We start from the raw sequence: 22,740 nt of genomic DNA, 5'->3' as shown, positions 1-22,740 counted from the left end.
CTTCGAGGGTCCTTCGGTCCCATGGGCGCATCGGATGTGGTGGTCCTTTTGCGCCACTTGAGCACAGTCTTCGGATTCAAGCCGTAGCGGACGGCAAGGGCCCGGCTGCTCTCTTTCGACCCTTGGAGCTCGGCTCGAACACGCGCCGTCGTGCGGGCGCTGCCATGAAGAACGCTTCCCATAATGCATCCTCCTCCTGACGACTCAGGATCGATGATGCACCATCAGATTTCGGGACTACACATCTAGGACTGTACCGCGCTGCTGCATCGCCCGGCCGGCATGGTCGAGCAATGCGTTGGCCGGCCCCGCGAGGCTGAGATTGACCACGGGTACGGAACGTTCCGCCAGACGGTCGAGTGCCGTTACGAGGTCGAGGCTGTCTGTGCTGGCGCCACCCGCGCGCCGATGGAAGGCGTCGACCGCGATCACCCGCGCCCCGGCCGGGCCCGGTCCGTTCCGGGTCAGCAGGATCGCGATATCGGTGCCGTGCGTGTCGCGAGCTGGCCGGTAGTACGGGGCTCGCACCACCTCGGTGACAATGCCGCTGTGCGACAGGAACGGGTGCTCGGCATCGACTGCGGTGTCGACCATGCCGATCGTGCCATGGGCGCGACAGGTGCCCTCGATCCGTGCTTCCGGCGTCGTCAAGGAGAAGCAGCGTGCCTCGGAACAGGGGGCGGCCAGACTGCGATAGAGATGGTTGAGATCGACCAGCGCTGAAGGCGCGAGCGAGCGCACCCGCTGCAGCGCACGCGCGGTTGAGAGGCCACGCGGAACGCGCAGCCGGGCCGACAGACCGGGCAGCAAGGCGAGTTGCCGCTGTGCCATGATCCGAAAGCCGTCGCGGCGAAGCTTGTCGAAATCGGCTTCGACGAGCCCGCTGGCGACAAGCTCGCGCGGAGACGCTTGTGGCGTGGGCGGCCCCGCCCGCCGTGGACGCTGCGGGGCACGGCTTTCAATGCCGAAGAGCCTGAGCAGGTTGAAGGGGCCGGTCCCGGTGCCGCGATAGCGCGCGGGGTCGACGCCGTCACCGCCTCCGCCGCCGCCTGCGTTGCCACCGCCTGCGCCGCCGCCGGCTCCACCGCCGCCACCGTCCCCACCATCGTCATCGGCAAATGCCGCAGGCGCCTGCCATGGCGCGTTGCCCGGGCCGGGCAGCGGCGACAGAGCCAGCACGAGGCCGAGCGCGAGCGCCCTGGCCTGGGGGCCACGCAGGTCGCTCACGCGGCGTGCCCTTCATGCTGCAGCCTGATGCCGACGCCGATCATCCGGATCGCGTCTTCGGCCGCACGGCGCAGCAGCTTCTCGGTTTCGGCGATGGCCTCTTCCAGCGTGCAGGGACGCTTCAAGATGCTCGCGAAGGCATCGATCCCATGCTCGAAATTGATGCGGACACGGCCGCGGCCGATGGTTCCGGCGAGCGCGATGACCGGGATGCCCCGCTTCTTGGCCCGGCGCGCAACCTCGGCGGGAATCTTGCCGAATGGTGTCTGCGCGTCGAGGCAGCCTTCGGCCGTAATGACCAGGTCGGCCTGACCCAGCAAGTCATCAAAAGCCAGATATTGCATGACGATGTTGTACCGCGGATGCAGCCTCGCGCCTAGGAGCGCCTGGAGACCGGCGCCCAGCCCGCCAGAGGCACCACAACCGGGCGCTGTGCTCGTATCGTCGCCCGTCGCAGCCTGGAGTTGAGCCGCATAGACATGCAGCGCCTGCTCGAGCGCGACCACCTGCTCCGGCGTTGCGCCCTTCTGGGGAGCAAAGACCCGGGCGACTCCGTTGCGGCCGAGCAGGACATTGTGCCAGTTGACCGCAGCATCGATCCGGGTGGTCGCAAGGCGGGGATCCCGGCCGCTCAGGTCGATCTGGGCGAGAGTGGCAAGTGCGCCGCCGCCCCGGCCGATGCGCCGGCCTGAAGCGTCGAGCAGCCTGATGCCGAGGGCATCTGCCATTCCGGCGCCGCCGTCATTGATGCCGCTGTCGCCGCAGCCGACCAGAATGCGCTCGGCGCCGGCGTCGAGTGCGGCACGGATCAGTTCACCGACACCGTAGCCAGCATCGGATTGCGCCGATCACGAGGAACAAGTGCGAGCCCGGCGGCGGCGGCCATCTCGACGACAGCCGTCCTTGGTCCGGACCGCCCGAGGAAGCCGAAGAAGGCCTCGACCGGCTCGCCGACCGGCCCCGTCACGGTGAGGCGATGGAGACGGCCTCCGGTCGCGGCGACGAGCGCCTTGGTGAAACCTTCTCCTCCATCGACGAGGGGGGCAAGCAGGGTGTCAGCGTCGGGCATGCCAGTCTTCACGCCTAGCGCGATGGCCGCTGCGACAGCGCTCGCATCCAGGCTTTCCTTGAAACCTGAGGGGGCGATCAGGATCTTGAGGGTCATGTTGGGCTCCTCGAACGCAGGGAGGCTCGTGCCTCCCTGTGCCAAACGAAGCCTGTGCGCGCTTATTCCATGCCGGCTCAATAATTTCTGCGGCCACCCGCGAAGGGCCGGTCAACGCAGCAGCGGCAGGCCCATCAGCGGCCAGATGTAGGTCGCGAAGCCCATGAGCAGGGCGAAGATCAGGGGTAGCAATACCGCCGATAGCAGTACGAGGTCGCGCGGCTGATAGGTCGGCCGGTCGAGCCCGGCAAAGAGTGCAACCGGCTTGGCGCTGACCGGCAAGGTCTGGCAGAAGCCGGTTCCCATCACGATGACGAAAGCCAGCGCGCGGAGATCGTAACCCTGCGCCGCGAACGGCAAGGCGAGCATCGGAATCAGCACCGCGGCGCGGGCCGAGCGTGAGGTGATGACCAGGTGCGAGAGCAGCGCGATGGCACAGATCACCCCGACCAGCAGCCATGGCGTTGTCAGCGCTTCACCGGGCAGAAGGCCGAGCAGGCCCTTGACGATCGCGCCCGCCGCCCCGGTTTCGATCAGCGCGCCACCCATCAGTGTCGTCGCCGCGAGGAACAGGATGAGCTGCCATTCCGTCGCTTTCACGGCCTGTTTCATCGAGACTGGAGCGAGCGGTTGCAGAGTGACCGCGACAGCGCCGAGCAATGTCACGATCGCGATGTCGATGCCGTGCCAGCTTTGCGTGCTCCAGCCGATCATCACTGTGACAGCGACCGCGAGCACATGGATTTGTGGTCGGGTCAAAGGCGTTCGCTCAGGCGAGCGTCGCTCCAGCGAGCAGCTGCGCTCGGCGCGAGACAGGAACAGCGTGAGAATGGCGATCGTGGCGGCGAGGCTGCACAGCACCGCGAAGGGCAGGCCGAGGACGATCCAGTCGAGATAGTCCAGCCCCGGGCGGCCTGCCCTTGTCATCATCTCGACCGCGATCAGATGCGCGCCGGCTCCGATCAGCGATCCGCCCGCCGATAGCAGGATGACGGAGGGAAACAGCAGCGCCAATGCCCGGTTGATACGGCGGTCATCGATCGCCTCGGCCAGCGCCAGATAGACCGGCAACAGCAATGCGGCGCGTCCGGAGGTCGAGGGGACGAGGAAGGCGGTGGCAATGATGACGAAGGTCACGGAGAAGAAGAGCGAGGATACGCGCGAGAAGGGCTGCAGCGCCGACAGGGCCAGGCGTTCGGCGAGGCCGGAAGCGCGCAGTGCGGCCGCGATCACGAAGGAACCGATCAACAGCCAGATCAACTCGCTGCCAAGTGCGAGATAGAGCTGTTCGGTCGGCACCGTGCGGGTTGCGACCAGGGCCGCTGCGGCCGCAAGGGCGATCAGCGTGTCGTCGATCGCCGTCATCGTCCAGCCGATGGTGGCGAGGGAGAAGACGATCAGCACGATCCTGGCATCCGGTGCCAGTGGGGCCCCGAACCAGATCGACGATGCCGCAGCCGACGCGAGGGCTATGGCGGCGAAACGGATGAATGTGCCGGGCGCGCCGGGCGGCGCCAGAGGCGCACCGGCATGTCGGGACGGCTGCACCGGCGCGATCACGACGGGAGGAGGGGGGAGGACGCTGCTCATGTCGAGAGAAACGAGCGAGAACGCGTCTTATTCCCTCGGCTCGGCGCAGCAGTTGCTCAGTCCGCCCGGCGTGGCGGAGTTGACCCTGCATAGACAAGGCCGGCGTCAGTTTCCCGACGCCGGCCCTGTCCTGGCGAAATATCAGGCTCAGGCAACCAGCTTAAGTTCGGCCTGGGCGGCGTTGATCGCCTGCTCGCGTGCCTCGGGACCGAAAGCGAGCTTCTCGACGCGAATGAACGTGACATCGGTGATGCCCATGAACCCGAACAGGGTGCGCAGATGCGGCTCCTGCGAGTCCATGATCTGGGCGGGGCCGCTGCTGTAGAGACCGCCGCGGCTCTCGACCACGATCGCACGCTTGCCGGTCATCAGGCCTTCCGGGCCAGACTCGGTGTAGCGGAAGGTCACGCCGGCGCGCAGCACATAGTCGAACCAGGCCTTCAGCGTCGACGAGATGCCGAAATTGTACATCGGCGCGCCGACCACGATGATATCGGCCGCCTTCAGTTCCTCTACGAGCGCATCGGACAGCGTGCGGGCTTCTACCTGAGCCGGATTGGCCGGCTCGCCGCCGCGAATGGCGGTCGCGGAATCGAGGGTCAGATGCGGAACCGGGGCCAGGCCGATGTCACGTTCGACGACCTTCAGGCCAGGGTTCTGGGCGGTGAGTCGGGTGACGGTATCCTGGACGAGCTGCTTCGAAACGGAAGCCGAGCCGAGGGCGCTGCTGTTGAGAACGAGAAGGTTGGACATGGTTGCGATCCTGAAACGGAGGGAATGGCCTCGATGCAGTGCAACATAGCGGTTCACTTCACGCACCAGAACGCCCATAGTGGGAACCATACTGTTGCTCTCAGGGGAACACTCTCATGTCGGAGCTCGATGACATCCGCAGCTTCATCGCCGTGGTCGAGACCGGTGGCTTCGGGCGCGCGAGCAAGGTGCTGGGTCTGTCGAAGTCTATCGTCAGCCGTCGCATCGCTCGACTCGAGGCCGATCTCGGTACCCGGCTGCTCAGCCGCACGACCCGCGGCATCAGCCCCACGGAGGCCGGGATCGAGTTCAAGGCGCGCGGCGAACGCATCCTTGCGGATCTCGCGGAGGCGCGTGAATCGGTGGCGCAGCAGACCGGTGGCGTTGCCGGGAGGCTGCGCCTGTCGATGCCGCTGACCTTCGGCGTGCGCCATGTCGCGCCGGTCCTCGCCGAGCTGGCGCATCGTCACCCCAAGCTGGAGCTCGATGTCGAGGCCAGCGACCGCTATGTCGATCTGATCGGCGAACGTTTCGATGCGGCGATCCGGATCGGCACGCTCAAGGATTCCAGCCTGGTCGCGCGGCGCATCGCGCCGGTCTACGGAGCCGTGGTCGCAAGCCCGGGCTATCTCGATCGCAGGGGCCGCCCGATCTCGCCGCTCGACCTGACCGAGCACGACTGCCTCATCTATACCGGTACAGCGACGACAGACTGGACCTTTCGGATGAGCAAGCGCTGGGTTTCGGTCAGGCCGACCGGCCGGATGCGCTCGGACAGTGGCGAAACCCTGGCGGAATGGGCGGAGGCGGGGCTCGGGCTCGCCGTGCTGCCGACCTTCATGCTCACGGACGCGATCAGCAGAGGCGCGCTCGAGCATTTGTTGCTGGACTATCCGATGAAGGAGCAGGGGCTCTTTGTCGTGCGCCCGCCAGGCGCCTATGTTCCCGGCAAAGTGCGCGTTCTGATCGATCTCCTGGTCGAGCATTTCGGAGGCGAGCCGAGCTGGGATCGCTGCCAGATGGCGGCGAAGGCGCGCGGATTGTCCTTCGGCGCGGAGCCGGTTTCCGATGATGCCGTCGCGTCGGAGGCCGGGCTGCCTGCACATCAATTGGCGTGATCTTCGGCATCACATGATTTGGCGTTGCATTCCCTGAACGAGCGGCCAGTCTGCACGCGCTCACAAACGGAGATTGCGATGCTGCTCGTTGGAATGCTGGACAGTCCCTATGTGCGGCGCGCCGCCATTACCGGAACCTTGCTCGAGGTCGAATTCGAGCATCGCTCGGTCTCCGTGTTCCGCCACATGGATGCGTTCCGGGCGATCAATCCATTGATCAAGGCACCCTCGCTGGTTTGCGAGGATGGCACGGTAATCAGCGAGTCGCTGCTGATCATCCAGCATTTCGAGGATGTCGCCGGCCGTTCCCTGCGACCGATCGAAGACACTGCCCGGGTCCGCGATCTCAGCCTGACCGGCATTGGCATCGTCGCGGCGGACAAGGCCGTCTCGGTGGAATATGAGCGCAAGCGTCCCGAAGCCCAGCGCTATGCACCCTGGCAGGAGCGCATCGTGACGCAGTTGCACACTGCGCTCGATCTGCTGGATCAGGCGGCCCAGCGCGGTGAACTGGGCTCGGGGCCGGAGCTCGAGCCTGCCGATATCGCAGCTGCCATCGCCTGGGGGTTCTGCCGCTTCGTGATCCCGGACTATGTCGAGGAGAGCCGCTGGCCGGCTCTTGCTGCTCAGGCGCGCGCCTGCGAGGAGCTGGCCGTGTTCAAGGCCTGGCCAATCGACCGGGAGTGAGCCCCCGGTTCAGCCTGCTCAGTTCTGGACGAAGTTCGTCGGCAGTGGTTTCACCGCAGGGCCGCTGAAGCTGCCGGTCTTGGCGTCGCTCGGATCGGCATGGCTGAAGCCGAGCGAGGCGGCCGGACCGGGGCCCTGGACCCAGCCGGGTGGCGGGGCCGAGGCGGCCTTGGCGCGTGCGGTCGCAACCGTCACCTTGCGACCTTCGGGCGCGGGACGGCTAACGGCGGCGAAGAGCGAGTCCAGGTTCGAACGGTCGGCGTCATATTGCGCAACGATCGGCGTGGGTGCAGGGCTGCCACCGTTGTTCCGCTCGGTCCGGGCAATCACGGTGCTGCCGAGTTGCGGCCGGCTCGGCGGCATCGGATGAGTGATCGTGACCAGCCTGCCTTCCTGCTGGACGGCCGGCACCGGGTCGGCATCGCTGCCGCGCAACGAGGCCGTGGCCAGGTTCGCAAAGGCGACCGGACGCGAAGGCGGCAGCGGGGCGGCCATCGGCTTGCCGGCGACGACCGTCTCGACCAGTGCCGTCATTTCGCCGGGACGGCGCGGCGGCAGCGAGGCCAAGATCAATTTCTGCTCCTCGCCGGGGCGGCCGCCGGGCGCAAGCTGAGGTGCGAAGGCAAGTGCTCCGCCTTGCTGCGGCAGTGCAGCAACCTGGACAACGCCCTGCTGCCCAGCCGGCGGAGTGAGGCCGCCAGGGCGTGCGATGGGAAGCGGCGCGTCGATCAGCTTCGGCCTGACCTCTTCGGGAGCGGGCGCTGGTGCGAGCGCCGCGACCTGAACCGGCGGCTCGGCCGGGACGGGGGCCTGACGGATGGGGCGGGTCACGCGCGGAGCCGGCTCCGGAGCCGGGACCGCGACGAGCGATGCGCCGAAGCGCGTGCCGCCATCCTCCGAGCTGCTGTCGGCGTAATTCTGGCGGGCATAGGCCATGACGACCGGCTGCGGCTTCGGCGCGGGGGCGCGCCCGCGCTGTGGCCGTGCATCCGCCTCCTCGTCATCGCCGCCGAAGAGGGCGGCCCACAGGCTCTTGCGACCGGATGAAATCACCGCGCCTTCATCGAGATCGGCGGCGGCATAACCAGCCACGGCACCGCCGCGCGCCAGGACATCGGCTTTGGCCAGCTCGTATCCGGCAAGCGGCTGGCCATCGGCCGGCAGATGCACGGTCTTCTCGTCCGGGAAGAGGCGCACCAGCTGGTCGCGCGTCATGCGCGGCCAGGAGCGGACCGAACCGGCATCGAGATGGACGAATGGCGTATGCGCGCCCGGATAGAAGCCGACGCCGCCGCGTTGCAGCCGCATGCCGGCTTCGCGAATCCTGGCTGTCGGGGTATCCGGCAGGTAGAAGTCCATCGCCTTGCCAAGCGTGTGCTGGCTGTGCTTGGCGACGCCGCGCGAGCGTCGGCGCAGCATCGAATTGGTACCGGGCGAGCGATAGGCTGAGACGACGTGGAAGGGCTGCTCGGAGCCGACGGTGCGCTGAACCTCCCAGGCGACGTCGAACAGGCGCGGGTCCATCTTGATCGGTTCGTCGATGCGCCAGTCGCGCAGGGCCCAGTTCAGCTTCTCCAGGCCTTCGGCGACATAACGTCCGTCACGCTTGAAGGTTACGGTGATCTCTTCCTTGGTGTGCATGTGCCGGATGGAGATCGTGCGCGTGTCGCCATTGGCGACGGCGTTCTGCGTGCCGCGGATGCCGCAGACGAGGGCCGCGAATGCAATGGCCATCGTCAGTCCGCCACGGAAACCCGGCGTAACGCGCAGCAGAAGCCGTCTCGGCATGGTGGCTGAGGATCTGCTCAAGCTACTCGACCCGTCTCGATGCGCCGGCAAGGAGCTCGGCAAACGTCAACGAACAGTTGCGGAGATGCGTTAACAGCAGGTTAACAAGCAGGTAACCTGTACGCTACGATTCTTTCCACCGAAGCTGGCTAGCTGTGGATCGTGGCGAAAAGGTGCTCGATCCCACATTTCGCCACGATCTCAGCCCCGCTGCTCCAGAGCCTGCCTCACCATGCGGTGGAAGCCGTAGATATCGTCGAAGGTCACCAGCTTGCCGTCCGGCTGGACGACATGAGTGTTGTAGACAAGGTGGATCTGCAGCGGCTGCGGCAGCCGGATGGTGCGCTCACCGGAGCCGATCAGACGCTTCAGACGCTCTGTCGTCCATTCCGGGCCGAGCACCTGGTCGGCAAGCAGGAAAGGATTGTCGACGCGCACGCAGCCATGGCTGTAGGCCCGGCGTTCCGTCGCGAAGAGCCGGCGGTTCGGCGTGTCATGCAGGTAGACGGCATGGTCGTTCGGGAACATGAACTTGATCCAGCCGAGCGCGTTGCGCTCGCCCGGCGGCTGGCGCACCGAGATGTTGTTGCCGCGGCGGGTCACGACATAGCCGCGCTTGGCGGCATAGTCCGGATCGGCGGCGAGGCCGGGCAGGAATTCCTTCTTCAGGATCGATGGCGGCACAAACCAGGATGGGTTGACCACGACATGGTCCATCCGGTGCGAGAAAATCGGCGTCGCCGATTCAGGTTTGCCGACGATGGTGCGGGCGTGGTGCACCACCTTGCCGTCGCGGATTACCCGCATCTGGAATTCCGGCACATTGACCATGATATGGGTCTGGCCGAGATCGGCGGGCAGCCAGCGCCAGCGCTCCATCTGCGCGACGATGTCCTGCTGGGCGCGGTTGGTCGCCGGCGTGCCGAGCGCCGCAATCGTCTGGGCGCTGAGGATGCCGTTGGCGCGCAGGCCAGCCTGTTTCTGGAACTCGGCGACTGCAGTGGCGGTCGAGCGATCGAACACAGCCTCATCGGACGGGCCGAGGCCGAGCCGGGCGCGGATCAGGTGTACGCGCTCGTCACGCATGCCGAGCTTGAGCGGAGGGCCGGCGGGAATGCGCACCATGGGCGTATCGTCCTGGTGGTGGCGCAGCTCGGCGAGCTTGGCCTTCAGGCGGCGATAGCCCTCATGCGGCGGGTTGTAGGCCGCCAGCACCTTGCCCGGATCTGGAACGGCCGCGATCTCGGAGAGAACCTCGGTGGCGGAGGGCAGATACAGTGTCGGCGTGAGCAGCTTGGAAAGCCGGCGCGGGTCGACGCGGGCGCCGCGCGCGTCGCGGGCATAGAGCACGGCGAGCGCGGAAAGCCGGACATCGGCCTCGGCGAGGCTGCCCTTGTCGCTGGCCTCGAAAACGGGCAGCGGATAGTCGGTCGGTCGCAGGCCATCCTCGCCGGCGCGGCTTAGCTGCGCCACGAGCAGCTTGGCCGCCGCGCTCCAGCCCTTGCCGTCGATCCAGAAGGGACGGTTCTCGAAAGCCTGATAGGCGGCGAGGATCTCGCTGCGCTCGCGTTCCGCGAGGCGCGGCAATGCCAGCGCTTCCGGCGCGCGCTCGGTGATTTCGGCGGCGAGCGCCGGTCCGGCGGGAAGCTCGACCACGACCTTGGGCAGGTCCGGCGGCGCAATCACGGGTTCGGCGGAGCGCAGAGGCGCAGGCCTGGCGGCGGGGACAAGCGCTGGGTCGGAAGGCGGCAGATCGATGGCCGGGATGTCGAGCACCACAGGCTCGTCGAGGTCGACGCCGGGCGTCGTGGCAGGCGTCGGGGGCACCTCGAGCGGAGCAAGCCCGCCCTGTGGCTGGGCCGAGGGGGCAACCGTGCCGGTCACCATCTCCGGCTCGGCGTTCGCGGCCTTGGGGGCGGTCTCGATCGTGACGACAACCTCCGGCAAGACCGGCGGCGTCAGGCTCTCGGGCGGCTTGTCGCCATTCAGTATCAGCAGTGCCGGCTGCTCGGGCAGGGGGATGCCGAGTTGAGGCTCAAGGGTAGCCTGCGCAAGCGCATATCCGGTACCAAGGGCCAAGGCCAGGACCGATGCAGAAGCAAAGCTCGCCCAGTGGCGACGACGCATGGTCCAATTCCCTATAGCTCTGCCCGATATCCGCGATACCTGCGTGACTCGGCCTGTTTCGACAAGATGCGGGGGTGCAACAGCGGGCATCTTTCAGCTCTACAACGCCTATGCCGCATCCGAGTTCGCAGATGCGTCATCGCCCTCGATCAGCCCGTAATCCTTGAGTTTGCGATAGAGCGTCGAGCGACCGATGCCGAGTTTGCGCGAGACCTCGGACATGTGTCCGCGATAATGCGCCAGGGCGAATTTGATGATCTCGCGCTCGAGCTCTTCGAGCCTGCGGATGTCGGAGCCGGCGACCAAATCGAGCGCATTGGGATCGCGCACCGGCACCTGAATGATGCGCGGCGCCTCGTCGCGCGGCTCGGGGCGAGCGGTTGCGGTCGGCGCGGCCGGGATACGGACTTCAAAGCCTTCCATCTGCGCCGCGATCTGGGGGAATTCGGCGACGGTCAGCTCATCGCCATCCGCGAGCACGACCGCCCGGAACATCGCATTCTCGAGCTGGCGGACATTGCCCGGCCAGTCATAGCCGTTGATCAGGTTGAGAGCCTCGGGCGAGATCGCTCGCAGCTTCTTGCCCTCTTCGGCAGCGAACCGGACGAGGAAGCCGCGGGCCAGATCGGCGATGTCCTCCCAGCGCTGCCGCAGTGGCGGCAGCGTGATCGGGAAGACATTCAGGCGATAGTAGAGATCCTCGCGGAATTCGCCGCGCTTCACCTGATCGAGCAGGCTTTTGTTGGTGGCTGAAATGATCCGGATGTCGACGCGCACCGATTTCTTGCCGCCGACAGGGTCGACCTCGCCCTCCTGGATCGCGCGCAGGAGCTTGACCTGGGCATCGAGCGGCAATTCACCGACTTCGTCGAGGAAGAGCGTGCCGCCATTGGCTTCGACGAACTTGCCGATATGGCGTTCGGTGGCGCCGGTGAACGCGCCCTTCTCATGGCCGAACAGGATGGATTCAACGAGATTATGCGGGATTGCGCCGCAGTTCACCGTGACGAAGGGCTTGCCCTTGCGGTCGCTGGAGCCCTGGATGGCGCGCGCCAGCACCTCCTTGCCGACGCCGGATTCGCCCTCGATCAGGATCGGGATGTTCGATTTCGCGGCGCGTTCGGCCAGTCCGATGACACGGCCCATGTCCGGGCTCTTGGTGGCGAGGTCGCGGAAGCCGAGCTGCCCGGAGGCGCGGCGCTTGAGATAGCGCAGTTCATGTTCGAGCGCGCCGAGCTTCAGCGCGTTCTTGATCGATATCTGCAGCCGCTCGGCGCCGACCGGCTTGACCACGAAGTCGACGGCGCCGGCGCGCATCGCCGAGACCACGGTTTCGATCGAGCCGTTCGCGGTCTGCACGATCACCGGCGTGTCGATGCCGCGCTCACGCAGCCGGGAGAGCACGCCCATGCCATCGAGATTGGGCATGACCAGGTCGAGGACCACAGCGTCGAAGGCTCCGGTCTCGCCATTGCCAAGCAGGGCAAGCGCCTCGTCGCCGCTCTCAGTCACGACGACGTCGTAGCCGAAGCGCTTCAGCATGGCGTCGAGCAGTCGGCGCTGAACGGGATCGTCATCAACGACGAGAACGGTGGTTGTCATGTCACCTCGATGCCGGTCGCTGCAGAATCAGTGTTCCGTTTCGGGGCACTGTCATCCAGAACGGTTAAGCCGCTCTTAAGCGCCGGCGTCGGGCAGCGGCGTTGATCGCGCGGCCTTGTCCGCGCATATGGGTAAGGATGGTTTCGCCAGCGAGGTGCCTTTGACATGACGATTGCTTTCGACGGGACGATCTCCGCCAACGTCGCAAAAAGCGCGGCGAGCAGCGCCGCCAAGACCGCGAAGGCGCTGGGCAAGCTGCCGGAATGGGATCTCAGCCATCTCTATGCGTCGATGGATTCGCCCGAGTTCACCGCCGATCTCGACCGCGCGCTGACCGACTCGCAGCGCTTCGCCGCACTCTATCGCGGCAAGCTGGCGGAGCTCGCCGCCCGTGACGACGCGAGCGCGACACTCGCTGAAGCCGTGCGTGCCTACGAGCGGCTGGAAGACCTGCTCGGCAAGATCATGTCCTATGCCGGCCTCATCTACTCCGGCGACACCACCGATCCGAAGCGCGCCAAATTCTATGGCGACACCCAGGACCGGATGACGACCGCCTCGACCGAATTGCTGTTCTTCGGGCTCGAACTCAACCGCCTCGACGAGGCGCTGCTGGCCAAGATCGCGGCCGAGCCGCCGCTGAGCCATTGGCAACCCTGGATCGAGGATCTCGCCAAGGACAAGCCGCACCAGCTCGAAGACCGGATCGAGGAACTGTTCCACGAGAAGTCGGTGACTGGGCGTGGTGCCTGGAACCGGCTCTTCGACGAGACCGTCGCCTCGCTGCGCTTCACGGTGAATGGCGAGGAGCTGACGCTCGAGCTCACCCTGAACAAGCTGCAGGATGCCGACGGCGCGGTGCGCAAGGCTGCGGCCGAAGCGCTGGGCACGGTGCTGCGCGGCAATCTGCGCACGTTCTCGCTGATCACCAACACCCTCGCCAAGGACAAGGAAATCTCCGACCGCTGGCGCAAATTCGAGGATGTCGCCGATTCGCGGCACCTGGCGAATCGGGTCGAGCGCGAGGTCGTCGATGCTCTCGTTGCGGCCGTGCGCGAGGCCTATCCGCGCCTGTCGCACCGCTACTACAAGCTGAAGGCCCGCTGGTTTGGCCGCGAGGCCCTCGATTACTGGGACCGCAACGCGCCGTTGCCCAAGGTCGAGCAGCGCACGATTCCCTGGACCGAGGCGCGCGACACCGTTCTCGACGCCTATGGCGCCTTTTCGCCCGAGATGGCCGGCATTGCCCGGCGCTTCTTTGACGAGGGCTGGATTGATGCGCCCGCCCGGCCGGGCAAGGCGCCCGGCGCCTTCGCGCACCCGACCGTGCCGTCGGTCCACCCCTATGTCCTGCTGAACTACCAGGGCAAGCCGCGCGACGTGATGACACTCGCCCATGAGCTCGGGCATGGCGTGCATCAGGTTCTGGCGGCGCCGAACGGGGCGCTGATGGCGCCGACACCACTGACCCTGGCAGAGACGGCGAGCGTTTTCGGGGAGATGCTCACGTTCCGCAAGCTGCTCGACGGAACCACCGATCCGAAGCAGCGCAAGGCGATGCTGGCGGCCAAGGTCGAGGACATGATCAATACGGTCGTGCGCCAGATCGCGTTCTACTCCTTCGAGCGCAAGGTGCATGAAGCGCGCAAGGCAGGCGAGCTGACGGCGGACCAGCTTTGCGAACTCTGGATGAGCGTGCAGGCGGAAAGTCTCGGGCCGGCGATCACGCTTGGACCGGGCTATGAGCCGTTCTGGGCCTATATCCCGCATTTCATTCATTCGCCCTTCTACGTCTATGCCTATGCCTTCGGGGATTGCCTGGTGAACTCGCTTTACGGCGTCTATCAGAACTCGGCCGGGGGCTTTCAGGAGCGCTATTTCGCCTTGCTCTCGGCCGGTGGAACCAAGCACCACTCCGAGCTGCTGAAGCCGTTTGGTCTCGATGCGCGCGATCCCGCTTTCTGGCAGATCGGCCTCACCATGATCGAGGGGTTGATCATCGAGCTGGAGGGAATGGCGTGAGGCCGCAATAGCGCTGGAGCGCGGGCATGGCTGAGGGTCCCCTGGTTTTCGATCGTGATCTCGTCCGCCGCCGCCAGGCACGGGCGGTGGCGGGAGGCTATCCCGATTTCCTGCTGGCCCGCGCCAGCGAGGATCTCGACGAGAGGCTCGCTGCGGTGCTGCGCCGCTTCGCATTGGCGGCCGATCTCGGCACGCCGCTGCCGGTTGCAGCACCCGTGCTGCGTGCCAAGGCCGAGGCGCTCTGGCGAATGGCGGAGACCGAGGGGGCGAGAGGCGATGTCGTCGGCGATCTCGAGCGCCTACCGCTCGCAGCGGCTTCGATCGACCTTGCCGCCTCGCTGCTCGCCCTGCACGGCGTCAACGACCTGCCGGGCGCGCTGATTCAGATCAGGCGGGCGCTCAGGCCCGATGGCCTCTTCATCGGCTGCCTGCTGGGCGGTCGCACGCTTCAGGAATTGCGCGAAGTCCTGCTTGCCGCAGAAGCCGAGACGACCGGCGGCGTGAGCCCGCGTGTCGCGCCCTTCGCCGATCTGCGTGACATGGGCAGCCTGCTGCAGCGCGCGGGATTCGCACTTCCGGTGGTCGACAGCGAACTCGTCACGGTGCGCTATCGCGACCTGTTCGGCCTGCTGCGTGATCTACGCGCGATGGGCTGGGCTAATGCGCTGACCGACCGGCGCAAGGCGCCGCTCCGTCGCGACACGCTGATGCGTGCAGCTGCGCTCTATGCCGAGCGTTTTGCCGATCCCGACAGCCGGTTGCGCGCCACGTTCGAGATCGTCTGGCTTTCCGGCTGGGCGCCGCATGAGAGTCAGCAGAAGCCGCTCAGGCCGGGCTCGGCCAAGGCGAGGCTGGCGGATGCGCTCGGCGTGCCCGAGATCGGGACAGGCGAGAAGCCGGGGCAATGACAGGGAGCAGCAGCCGATGAGCGAACGCGCGGTACGGCTTGGTCGCTCCCATTTCAGGCTGTTTCGCGCGATTCCGACGCGTTGGGCAGATAATGACGCCTATGGTCACGTCAACAACGTGGTCTATTACTCTTGGTTCGACACGGCGGTGAATGCCTGGCTGATCGAGCAGGGGCATCTCGATCTTGCCGGAAGCGAGATTGTCGGCCTCGTGGTCGAGACGGCCTGCACCTATTTCGAAAGCGTCGCCTTCCCCGAGACGATCGAGGCTGGAATTGCGGTCGAGAAACTGGGCCGCAGTTCGGTGACCTATCGGATCGGCATCTTCCGGCGCGGTGGCGAGCAGGCGGCGGCGCAGGGCCGCTTCACCCATGTCTATGTCGGGCGCGCCAGCCAGAAGCCGGCCCCGATCCCGGACGGATTGCGCGATGCGCTCCAGGCGCTCGCCGTATCGGACGCGCCGGGCTGATCTCAGTTCGGGACACCGGTTGGTGCTTTCGCGGGCGGAATAGGCGCGAATGCACGCCTGCATGGCATTGATCGGCGGGAATGCGTTGTCTCCGGCGGACAAGCAGGTTATGCCCCGCGCATCAGAGGCGGGCCGGGCGTCCGCGATCAGGGACCAGGCGAGCCGTGATTCCCAACGAGATCAAGATCACTCCGCAACTCGTGGCCGAGCACGGCCTCAAGCCGGACGAATATCAGCGTTTCCTCCACCTGATCGGTCGCGAACCGACGATCACGGAGCTCGGCATCGTCTCGGCGATGTGGAACGAGCATTGCTCCTATAAATCCTCGAAGATCCATCTGAAGACGCTGCCGACCAAGGCGCCCTGGGTGATCCAGGGCCCGGGCGAGAATGCCGGTGTCATCGATATCGGCGACGGACTTGCGGTGGTCTTCAAGATGGAGAGCCACAACCACCCTTCGTTCATCGAGCCCTATCAGGGCGCGACGACCGGTGTCGGGGGCATCCTGCGCGACGTCTTCACCATGGGCGCACGCCCGATCGCGGCCTTGAATGCGCTGCGCTTCGGCGATCCTTCGCATCCCAAGACCCGGCATCTTGTCTCGGGCGTCGTTGCCGGCATCGGCGGCTACGGCAATTCCTTCGGCGTCCCGACGGTCGGCGGCGCGGTCGGCTTCCACACGCGCTATGACGGCAACATCCTGGTCAACGCGATGGCGGTCGGCCTCGCCAAGACCGACGAGATTTTCTACGCCAAGGCGTCGGGTGTTGGTAAGGCGATCGTCTATCTCGGATCCAAGACCGGTCGCGACGGCATCCACGGCGCGACCATGGCGTCGGCCGCCTTCGGCGATGGCGGCGAGGAACGCCGCCCGACCGTGCAGGTCGGCGATCCCTTCGCCGAGAAGCTGCTGCTGGAAGCCTGCCTCGAGATCATGGCGGCAGGCCATGTCGACGCCATCCAGGACATGGGCGCAGCCGGACTGACCTGCTCGGCCGTCGAGATGGGCGCCAAGGGCGACCTCGGCGTCGAACTCGATCTCGACGCGGTGCCCTGCCGCGAAGACCAGATGAGCGCCTATGAGATGATGCTCTCGGAGAGCCAGGAGCGCATGCTCATGGTGATCAAGCCGGGTCATGAGGAGCCGGCCGAGGCGATCTTCAGGAAATGGGGTCTGGATTTCGCCGTTGTCGGCAAGACCACCGACACCTTGCGCTTCGTCGTGAAGCACCAGGGTGAGACCATGGCCGACCTGCCGATCAAGGAACTCGGCGACGAGGCTCCCGAATATGACCGGCCCTGGATCGAGACACCGAAGCTGGCGATCATCGAGGCGGCTGCGGTGAAGCCACCCATGTCGAACGCGGATGCCTTGCTGAAGCTCGTCGGCTCGCCGGATCTCTGCTCGAAGCGCTGGGTCTATGAGCAGTACGACACGCTGATCCTCGGAAACTCGGTGGTCACGCCCGGCGGCGATGCCGGCATCGTTCGCATCGAGGAGGGGCCGAAGGGCCTTGCCATGACCGCCGACGTGACGCCCCGCTATTGCGAAGCTGACCCGTTCGAGGGCGGCAAGCAGGCGGTCGCCGAAGCGTGGCGCAACCTTACCGCCGTCGGTGCGACGCCGCTCGCCATCACCGACAACCTGAATTTCGGCAATCCCGAGCGCCCTGAGGTGATGGGCCAGCTTGTCGGCTGCATCAAGGGTATCGGCGAGGCCTGCAAGGTGCTCGACTTCCCGGTCGTCTCCGGCAACGTCTCTCTCTACAACGAGACCAATGGCATCTCGATCCTGCCGACCCCGACGATCGGCGGCGTCGGTGTTCTGGCCGACGTGACGAAGCACGCGACTGTCGGCTTCAAGGCCGAAGGCGAGAGCATCATCCTGATCGGCGAGACCTCCGGCTGGCTCGGCCAGTCGGCCTATCTCGCGACCATCTGCGGCCGGGAAGAAGGCGCGCCGCCGCCGGTCGATCTCGCGATCGAGCGCCGCAATGGCGAATTCGTGCGCGCGCTGATCACGGGCGGCCGCGTCAGCGCCTGCCATGATCTGTCGGATGGCGGCCTCGCGGTTGCCCTGACCGAGATGGCGCTTGCCGGCGGCGTCGGCGCGACCGTGACGCAGCTTCCCGCGGGGCCGGCCCATGCCGTCCTGTTCGGTGAAGATCAGGCGCGGTATCTCGTCACCGTGCCGTCGAGTGCCGTCGAGGGGCTGCTGACCGAGTCCAGGGCGGCCGGCGTGCCTGCCGCTCTCATCGGCCGGACTGGCGGAAACGCTCTTGCGCTGCCGGGCGAGGCGCCGGTGGCGCTGACCGCGCTCGACAAGGCGCATGAGGACTGGTTCCCGACCTATATGTCGGCCAAGGGCGCGTAAGGAGACACGATCATGGCGATGGACGCGCACGATATCGAGGCGATGATCAAGGCGGCGCTGCCGGACGCGGTGATCGAGATCAAGGATCTCGCCGGCGATGGCGACCACTACGCGGCGACCGTGACCTCGGCCGCCTTCAAGGGCAAGAGCCGGGTTCAGCAGCACCAGATGGTCTATGCCGCGCTGCAAGGCCGCATGGGCGGCGTGCTGCACGCCCTTGCGCTGACGACGACGGTTCCCCAGAATTAGTAGAGATGACCAGCGGGCCTTGACCCCGCCTCAGGAGAGAAGACCGATGAGCGACGTCAACGCCCGTATCGACGCCGAAGTGAAGTCCAGCGACGTGGTGCTCTTCATGAAGGGCACGCCCCAGTTCCCGATGTGCGGTTTCTCCGGGCAGGTCGCCCAGATCCTCGGTTATCTCGGCGTGCCCTACAAGGGCGTGAACGTGCTGGAAGACCAGGAGATCCGCGAGGGCATCAAGGCCTATTCCAACTGGCCGACCATCCCGCAGCTCTACGTCAAGGGCGAGTTCATCGGCGGTTGCGATATCACCCGCGAGATGTTCCAGGCCGGCGAGCTGCAGGCGCTCTTCGAAGAAAAGGGCATCACCGTCAAGCAGGCGAGCTGAGGCTCGTCCGGACCCGTCCGCGGAGCTGCGTCGTAGCCTTCAGGCCGCGGCGCATTCCGGGTGGGGCTTGCGGATCCGTTCCTGTGAGGGCGGGTATTTTTCCAGCTTGTCGGCGGGCCTGATCGGCCTGCGCACCAGTTCGCCGCCGCAATTCGGGCAGGCGCCGTTGAAGCGCGTCTCGGTGCAGTCGGCGCAGAAGGTGCATTCGAAGGTGCAGATCATCGCGTCGCGCGCCTCGGGCAGCAGGTCACGGTCGCAGCATTCACAGTTCGGGCGAAGTTGCAGCATGGCATTCTCCAGACACGGCGGAGAGATCATGCGACCGGCGATGCTGCGCCGCCAGCACTTGCTGATGAGATCGATCAGCCCAGGCGATTACTTCACCAAAAGCCAGTCCTCGACGACCAGCGCATCAAGGCCGCTGGTATAGAACATCAGGATCGCATCCTCTGCCGTGTGCAGAATGGGCTTACCCATGATGTTGAAAGAGGTGTTGAGGATCACCGGAACGCCGGTGATGGCATGGAAGGCTGAGATCAGCGCGTGATAGCGCTCGTTGCGGTCGGCTGTGACGCTCTGCAGCCGGCCAGTCGCATCTTCATGAACCACGGCGGGGACGCGTCCGCGCACCGGCGGCTTCCAGACCAGCGTACGCTCCATATAGGGCGAGTCCTGGTAGTTCTCGAACCAGTCCGTGCCGTGTTCGGCGAGAATCGACGGGGCGAAGGGGCGGAAGGCCTCGCGATACTTGACCTTGGCGTTGAGCAGATCCTTGGCGTTGGCCGGGCGAGGATCGGCAAGGATCGAGCGGTTCCCGAGCGCACGTGGGCCGAACTCGGCCTTGCCCTGGACCCAGCCGACAAGCTTGCCCTCGGCAAGCAGCCGGGCCGTCACCGGGGCAACCTCCTTGGGTGCGAGACGCTTCAGGCGAGGCTCCCAGGCCGCCATGCGCTCCAGCGGCTCGGTCGAGACGCGCGAGCCGAGATAGGGCGTCATCGGGCCCTTCGGCGCGCGCCAGTCCGGATGCGCCTCGGCATGGGCGAGCCAGGCCGCCCCAATGGCATTGCCGTCATCGGCGGGAGCGGAGGGTACGAAGACCTGGCTGAAGCCGTGGCGGCCGACGATCTTGCCGTTGAACGAGGAGTTGAGCGCGCAGCCGCCTGACAGCACCAGATTCTCGGAGGGCACCAATGCGGCAGCTTCAGCCAGCAGAGCCGCCATCATCTCGGCGAAGACATCCTGGCCGCAGCGGGCAAGGTCGGCCCAGCCCTGGTCGAGCGCATCAGTGGGCCGCCGCGCCAGGATCTCGGCGGAGACCGCGCGTATGGTTGCGGTATCCGCGAAGGAAAGCTTGTTCTCCTCGATCCGATAGAGGCGTCGCAGCAGCGCCAGCAAGCCGGCATCCTGCTTGCCATAGGGCGCGAGCCCCATGATCTTCCATTCCTCGCCCTTCGCCTGGTCGAAGCCGGTCAGGTCGGTGACGAGGCCGAAATAGAAGCCGATCGACTCGCGCCCGCGGTGACGCTTCACCTCGCTGATCTCGCCATCGCGCAACGTAAGGATGGCCGAGGCCCCTGTCTCGCCCATGCCGTCGACGACGAGGCAGGCGGCATCGCGGAAGGGCGACGACCAACAGGCATAGGCCGCGTGACCGAGATGGTGGCCATAGCGCTTGATCCCGGTGACATTTGCCTTGCCGAAGGCGCGGTCGAGCCCGAGCAGAGTGCCTAGGCCGGCGCGCTGCTGGCCGAGATGCAGCGAGGCGATCAAGGCCCGCTCGGAGCGCTCCGGCACCAGCGAGCGGTTGAGCTCGGGGGAGAGCTTGAGCAGTTCATCGATCGTGAAGGCGCCGGTCCGGCTCATCTGCTCGAGGAACCCGGTGAACTCCCCGCTCCAGCTCGTCGCGATCTGTACCGGAGCGCCTGCCGGGATGTAGCGCTTGAGCAGGCTTTCCATCCGCGGTGCGGAATCGGGTTCGCAGTTCGGTGCGCGCTTATATTGCAGGTAGCGCTCGGTCGCCTCGGCGAAGAGCACCTCGCCATCGGGGCCAACGATCGCGATCGCAGGATCGTGGAAGGTGGTCGCGAGGCCGATCGTGTAGCTCATGCCGCAACGATATGGAGCAGAGCGCGCGATCAGGCAAACCGCGGCGGCTCAGCGTCCGAGCGCCGTGCGAATGAAGGAGAGCGCGTCCTGGCTGGCCCAGTCGGCAGGGCCCTGGAGCATCGCGAGTTCACAGCCCGACGGGTCGACCAGGAAGCTGACCGGCATGCCTTCGATCTTTTTGGCCGAGCGCAGATCCTGGAAGACCTTGGCCTCCGGATCGGCGTAATAGCCGAGCTGGTCGATCTTGCGCTCGGCAAGCCAGGTCTTCGGCTTCTCGAGGTTCCGGGTGTCGATATTGATCGCCACCACCGCGAAATCCTGGCCGCCGAGCTTGCCCTGCAGCGCGTCCAGCGACGGCATCTCATGCAGGCAGGGCAGGCACCATGTCGCCCAGAGATTGACCAGGACGGTCCGTCCCTTGAAGGCTGACAATGTTGTCGGCTGGCCGTCGGGGCCGTTGAAGGCGAGGTTTGGCAAGGGCTGCGGTGCTTTTGCAACCTCCACGGCCGCAAGTTCGCCGCGTGCCAACGGTCGCAGTTTTTCAGCGGTCGCTGCCGCCGCCGAGCATGATCCCGAATTGCCGGCCCGGCCCTGGACAGAGTAGAAGGCCGCGACGCCGCCGAGTGCAATCAAGGCGAGAGCGCCGAAGGCGGCAAATGTTTTTGAACGAGACGTCATTGCGCGTCCAAAAAGCAGGAAAGAGCGTCGTGAGCAATCGCATGTGGGGAGGGCGTTTCGCCACGGGGCCGGATGCCATCATGGAGGAGATCAATGCCTCCATCGACTTCGACCAGCGCCTGTGGCGCCAGGATATCCGCGGGTCGCTGGCGCATGCGGCGATGCTGGGCGAGACCGGCATCCTGACCCGTGAAGATGTGAACGTGATCAGCGCAGGGCTCAAGGCGATCGAGGCCGAGATCGAGGCCGGCACGTTCACGTTCTCGCGCGCGCTCGAAGACATCCACATGAATGTCGAGAGCAATCTCAAGGAGCGGATCGGCGCTGCGGCGGGCCGTCTGCACACGGCCCGCTCGCGCAACGATCAGGTCGCGACCGATATGCGCCTGTGGGTGCGCGATACGCTCGAAACGCTCGATCGGCAGATCGCCGACCTGCAACTGGCTCTTGCCGAGAAGGCCGAGGCCCATGCCGGTGCGGTGATGCCGGGCTTCACGCATCTGCAGTCGGCGCAGCCGGTGACGTTCGGGCATCACATGCTCGCCTATGTCGAGATGCTGGCGCGCGACCGCGGTCGTGTCCATGATGCGCGCGAGCGCCTCAACGAATGCCCGCTCGGCGCTGCGGCGCTTGCCGGCACCTCCTTCCCGATCGATCGTTTCCACACGGCCAAGGCGCTCGGCTTTGCCAGGCCGACCGCCAATTCACTGGATTCGGTTTCGGATCGCGATTTCGTACTGGAGACACTCGCGGCGGCCTCGATCTGCGCCATGCATCTCTCGCGTTTCGCTGAGGAGATCGTGCTGTGGGCGACGCCCCAGTTCGGCTTCGTCAAGCTCTCGGACAAGTTCTCGACCGGCTCCTCGATCATGCCGCAGAAGCGCAATCCCGACGCCGCCGAGCTGGTGCGCGGCAAGGCGGGACGCGTCTTCGGGCATCTTCAGGCGCTGCTGACGATGATGAAGGGGCTGCCGCTCACCTATTCCAAGGATATGCAGGAGGACAAGGAAGGCACTTTCGATGCGCTGCAGTCGCTCTCGCTGTGCCTTGCCGCCACGTCGGGCATGGTCCGCGACATGGAGCCCAACCTGAAGGTGATGAAGAACGCCGCGGGCCTCGGCTACGCCACCGCGACCGACCTTGCGGACTGGCTGGTTCGGGTTCTGAAGATGCCGTTCCGCGATGCGCATCACGTCACTGGCAAGCTGGTCGGCGTCGCTTCTGCCAGGGGCGTCGGGCTGGAGAAGCTGACGCTCGCCGAGATGCAGGACGTCGAGCCGAAGATTACCGAGGCTGTCTTCGCCGTGCTCGGCGTCGAGCAGTCGGTGAAGAGCCGTGTCAGTTATGGCGGCACGGCGCCGGCCAATGTCCGTCGTCAGGCCAAGCGCTGGCTGAGGCAGCTCGCCAAGGAGCAGCAGTGACAATTCGGGGGAGATGCCCGGGCACAACCCGGGCATGACCGCAGGAGATTCCCGGGGCGGCCCTGCACTCTGC

General features: G+C 66.1%; 18 protein-coding genes and 2 pseudogenes. 9 read left to right on the top strand and 11 right to left on the bottom strand.

The window, feature by feature from the left end:
* The 5 genes and pseudogenes from AC1DW9_RS03815 to AC1DW9_RS03795 all read right to left on the bottom strand — a co-directional run.
* Window positions 1-182, bottom strand: a pseudogene (locus tag AC1DW9_RS03815) (IS481 family transposase); the annotation flags it as partial.
* A 55-nt stretch (window positions 183-237) separates the two neighbouring features.
* A complete protein-coding gene (locus AC1DW9_RS03810) occupies window positions 238-1,227 on the bottom strand; it encodes a S8/S53 family peptidase (RefSeq protein ID WP_476775559.1) in 990 nt (329 codons plus the stop codon).
* Window positions 1,224-2,392 (bottom strand): annotated as a pseudogene (locus tag AC1DW9_RS03805) (glycerate kinase family protein). The gene AC1DW9_RS03810 and the pseudogene AC1DW9_RS03805 overlap by 4 nt, the downstream one beginning before the upstream one ends.
* 111 nt (window positions 2,393-2,503) lie before the next feature.
* Window positions 2,504-3,982, bottom strand: coding sequence for an SLC13 family permease (locus AC1DW9_RS03800; RefSeq protein WP_476775560.1), 1,479 nt, complete (start codon window positions 3,980-3,982; stop codon window positions 2,504-2,506).
* A gap of 147 nt (window positions 3,983-4,129) precedes the next feature.
* Window positions 4,130-4,735 (bottom strand): FMN-dependent NADH-azoreductase, encoded by a 606-nt coding sequence (locus AC1DW9_RS03795; RefSeq protein ID WP_441504361.1) that lies wholly within the window; start codon window positions 4,733-4,735, stop codon window positions 4,130-4,132.
* Between the two features lie 116 nt (window positions 4,736-4,851).
* On the opposite strand from AC1DW9_RS03795, the gene AC1DW9_RS03790 reads away from it, so the two are divergent.
* Both AC1DW9_RS03790 and AC1DW9_RS03785 read left to right on the top strand, forming a co-directional pair.
* Window positions 4,852-5,853 (top strand): LysR family transcriptional regulator, encoded by a 1,002-nt coding sequence (locus AC1DW9_RS03790; protein ID WP_441487938.1) that lies wholly within the window; start codon window positions 4,852-4,854, stop codon window positions 5,851-5,853.
* Window positions 5,854-5,931: 78 nt separating this feature from the next.
* A complete protein-coding gene (locus AC1DW9_RS03785; protein ID WP_441487939.1) occupies window positions 5,932-6,540 on the top strand; it encodes a glutathione S-transferase family protein in 609 nt (202 codons plus the stop codon).
* 18 nt (window positions 6,541-6,558) lie between these two features.
* Here AC1DW9_RS03785 and AC1DW9_RS03780 read toward each other — a convergent pair whose 3' ends face one another.
* The 3 genes from AC1DW9_RS03780 to AC1DW9_RS03770 form a co-directional block, all read right to left on the bottom strand.
* Window positions 6,559-8,328 (bottom strand): peptidoglycan L,D-endopeptidase MepK, encoded by a 1,770-nt coding sequence (locus tag AC1DW9_RS03780; protein WP_441504362.1) that lies wholly within the window; start codon window positions 8,326-8,328, stop codon window positions 6,559-6,561.
* 201 nt (window positions 8,329-8,529) lie between these two features.
* Window positions 8,530-10,455, bottom strand: a complete 1,926-nt coding sequence (locus AC1DW9_RS03775) for a L,D-transpeptidase family protein (RefSeq protein WP_476775562.1) — start codon at window positions 10,453-10,455, stop codon at window positions 8,530-8,532.
* A 108-nt stretch (window positions 10,456-10,563) separates the two neighbouring features.
* The gene (locus AC1DW9_RS03770; RefSeq protein ID WP_441504364.1) at window positions 10,564-12,057 is read right to left on the bottom strand and encodes a sigma-54-dependent transcriptional regulator; all 1,494 of its coding nucleotides are present in this window, start codon (window positions 12,055-12,057) and stop codon (window positions 10,564-10,566) included.
* 165 nt (window positions 12,058-12,222) lie between these two features.
* Here AC1DW9_RS03770 and AC1DW9_RS03765 point away from each other — a divergent pair, with 165 nt between their 5' ends.
* From AC1DW9_RS03765 to grxD, 6 genes are all read left to right on the top strand, one after another.
* Complete coding sequence (locus tag AC1DW9_RS03765; protein ID WP_441504365.1) at window positions 12,223-14,079, top strand: M3 family oligoendopeptidase; 1,857 nt, start codon at window positions 12,223-12,225, stop codon at window positions 14,077-14,079.
* 26 nt (window positions 14,080-14,105) lie between these two features.
* Complete coding sequence (locus AC1DW9_RS03760; protein WP_441504366.1) at window positions 14,106-14,987, top strand: methyltransferase domain-containing protein; 882 nt, start codon at window positions 14,106-14,108, stop codon at window positions 14,985-14,987.
* A 16-nt stretch (window positions 14,988-15,003) separates the two neighbouring features.
* The gene (locus tag AC1DW9_RS03755) at window positions 15,004-15,456 is read left to right on the top strand and encodes an acyl-CoA thioesterase (RefSeq protein ID WP_441504367.1); all 453 of its coding nucleotides are present in this window, start codon (window positions 15,004-15,006) and stop codon (window positions 15,454-15,456) included.
* Window positions 15,457-15,623: 167 nt separating this feature from the next.
* The gene (gene purL, locus AC1DW9_RS03750) at window positions 15,624-17,831 is read left to right on the top strand and encodes a phosphoribosylformylglycinamidine synthase subunit PurL (RefSeq protein ID WP_476775641.1); all 2,208 of its coding nucleotides are present in this window, start codon (window positions 15,624-15,626) and stop codon (window positions 17,829-17,831) included.
* Between the two features lie 12 nt (window positions 17,832-17,843).
* Window positions 17,844-18,080: a BolA family protein gene (locus AC1DW9_RS03745; protein WP_113518613.1), complete on the top strand. Its 237-nt coding sequence runs from the start codon at window positions 17,844-17,846 to the stop codon at window positions 18,078-18,080.
* A gap of 46 nt (window positions 18,081-18,126) precedes the next feature.
* Window positions 18,127-18,462, top strand: coding sequence for a Grx4 family monothiol glutaredoxin (gene grxD / locus AC1DW9_RS03740; RefSeq protein ID WP_043233156.1), 336 nt, complete (start codon window positions 18,127-18,129; stop codon window positions 18,460-18,462).
* A gap of 39 nt (window positions 18,463-18,501) precedes the next feature.
* On the opposite strand, the gene AC1DW9_RS03735 is transcribed toward grxD, so the two are convergent.
* The 3 genes from AC1DW9_RS03735 to tlpA all read right to left on the bottom strand — a co-directional run bounded on the left by AC1DW9_RS03735 (window position 18,502) and on the right by tlpA (window position 21,246).
* Window positions 18,502-18,750 carry a DUF1272 domain-containing protein gene (locus tag AC1DW9_RS03735; protein WP_441487946.1) on the bottom strand — a complete coding sequence of 83 codons (249 nt, stop codon included), beginning with the start codon at window positions 18,748-18,750 and terminating at the stop codon, window positions 18,502-18,504.
* An 87-nt stretch (window positions 18,751-18,837) separates the two neighbouring features.
* Window positions 18,838-20,568, bottom strand: a complete 1,731-nt coding sequence (locus AC1DW9_RS03730; protein WP_476775563.1) for a carbamoyltransferase family protein — start codon at window positions 20,566-20,568, stop codon at window positions 18,838-18,840.
* Between the two features lie 48 nt (window positions 20,569-20,616).
* Window positions 20,617-21,246: a thiol:disulfide interchange protein TlpA gene (tlpA, locus tag AC1DW9_RS03725; protein WP_441487948.1), complete on the bottom strand. Its 630-nt coding sequence runs from the start codon at window positions 21,244-21,246 to the stop codon at window positions 20,617-20,619.
* A gap of 29 nt (window positions 21,247-21,275) precedes the next feature.
* Between tlpA and argH the strand changes: the two genes are divergently transcribed.
* The gene (argH, locus tag AC1DW9_RS03720) at window positions 21,276-22,667 is read left to right on the top strand and encodes an argininosuccinate lyase (RefSeq protein ID WP_441504368.1); all 1,392 of its coding nucleotides are present in this window, start codon (window positions 21,276-21,278) and stop codon (window positions 22,665-22,667) included.
* The last annotated feature ends 73 nt before the right edge of the window (window positions 22,668-22,740 follow it).

The organism is Allobosea sp. P4_E12 (assembly GCF_056401655.1).
This window is presented reverse-complemented; position numbering and strand designations above follow the sequence as displayed.